Source organism: Vreelandella hamiltonii, from assembly GCF_014651775.1.
In the GTDB taxonomy this organism is placed as follows: Bacteria; Pseudomonadota; Gammaproteobacteria; order Pseudomonadales; family Halomonadaceae; genus Vreelandella; species Vreelandella hamiltonii.
In genome coordinates this window covers 1-1,685 of record NZ_BMXN01000054.1, presented here as the reverse complement: position 1 = coordinate 1,685, position 1,685 = coordinate 1, and the positions used below count along the sequence as shown (strand labels likewise).

At 62.6% G+C, this 1,685-nt stretch carries 2 protein-coding genes; both read left to right on the top strand.

All coding sequences use genetic code 11. The features are described 5' to 3' along the window. The first annotated feature begins 92 nt into the window (after positions 1-92). Entirely contained in the window at positions 93-1,454 is a 1,362-nt protein-coding gene (locus IE091_RS18290) for an IS1380 family transposase (RefSeq protein ID WP_189464325.1), read from the top strand. After that, a partial coding sequence (locus tag IE091_RS18540; protein ID WP_229800906.1) for a hypothetical protein occupies positions 1,448-1,685 on the top strand: 238 nt, incomplete at its 3' end. The genes IE091_RS18290 and IE091_RS18540, both read left to right, overlap by 7 nt.

Below are 1,685 nucleotides of genomic sequence, written 5' to 3'. Positions count from 1 at the left end.
CCTGAATCCGTGAGACCGGCCCCCGGAAGCACTTCTAACCCACTGACCTGCATGGCAATATAGCCATTATCGCCATTCACCCAGACAGTGCCATGCCCAACATAAAGTTCCGCGCCAGTCGCCGCACCCTCACCAGCCACGCCGGGCTGTCCATCATCGGGCAATGCTTCGAGATCGCTGGCGTCGACAGCATCGACAGCCGCTTCCCCACCACGCTGGGCATGCGCACCAGTGACGTGATCAAGAGCTACCTGGGCCTGCTGTGTCTGGGCATGAGCGACTATGACACTGTCGAGAACTTCCGCCGCGACAAGCCCTTCCAACAACTGCTGACCCTGCAGAAGGTGCCGAGCGCGGCGACGCTGCGACAGCGGCTGGAGAAACTTGCCGCCAACGACCTGCAGGCGCGCACCGCCACCTGGTCCACGACCCTGCTGTCACTGATCGAAGCACCGATCACCGCCGAGACGACGCACGTCTGCCTGGACATCGACACCTTCGTCATGGACAACAGCAACTCGAAGAAGGAAGGCGTCTCGCGGACCTACCAGAAGGTCGATGGCTACACCCCGATCGCCGCCTATCTGGGCAACGAAGGGTGGTGCCTGGGTCTGGAACTGCGGCCTGGCAAGCAGCACACCATGAAGGAGAGCAACGCCTTCCTGGAGCGGGTACTGCCTCGCGCCCAATGCCTGACCAGGCAACCGATCCTGTTACGCGAGGACAGCGGCTTCGACAGCCAGGCGCACCTGGCGCTTCTCGAACAGCAACGCCAGGTCTTTGCCGACGAGGGGCGCCGGCTCGACTATGTCGTCAAATGGAACCCGCGCGGCTCGGCCACGGCTGATCGAGATACCTGGCTGGCGGTGGCGGCGGACTACTGGGAAGAGCTGCGTCCTGGCAAGCGCCAGGCGCTGTGGCCGCAGACCGTCTCGATCCACGACGACAACAAGACCGAATACGTCGTCCAACGCGTGATGCGCCTGGTAGAGCGCACCGCCGATCGCGATGGCCAGTTGCTGCTCGAACCGGACTATGAGTTGGAAGGCTGGTGGACCAGCCTGGACGAGGCGCCGGAGGCGGTGATCAAGCGCTACCAGGCGCATGCCACCCATGAGCAGTTTCACAGCGAGATCAAGACCGATCTCGACCTGGAGCGCTTGCCGTCCGGCAAGTTCGCCACCAACGATCTGATCCTGCATCTCGCCCAGTTGGCCTACAACATCCTGCGCCTGATGGGACAGCTGGGCATGACCGGCGAGCTGAGCCCGGTTCGCCACCCGGCCAAGCGGCGCCGGCTGCGCACCGTGCTACAAGAGTTGGTGCACCGTGCGGCTCTCGTGATTCACAAGGCACGGCAGATCATCCTCGACTTCGGGCAGGATATCGGGCGCATGACGGTGCTCAAGACGCTGCGGAGCCGACTGCGTTATCCACGAGGAACGCCATGCTGACCGTCAATCGGCGACACTCTATCCACAAGCAGTTCCAGGCGACACGCGATCGCCAGATATGTCGTGCCTGGCGGGTGGAAAGGCATGACAAAACGGGCCGTCAGCACCGATCAGCACGGTGGGTTTTGGCAATAACGGGCTTGCGAAAGCCAACTTGCACGGGGCGAATGATCAAAAAGTGCTCGCTGGCGGTGATAGGGAAAGTGTCGGCGCCGGCTTCACGGATTCAGG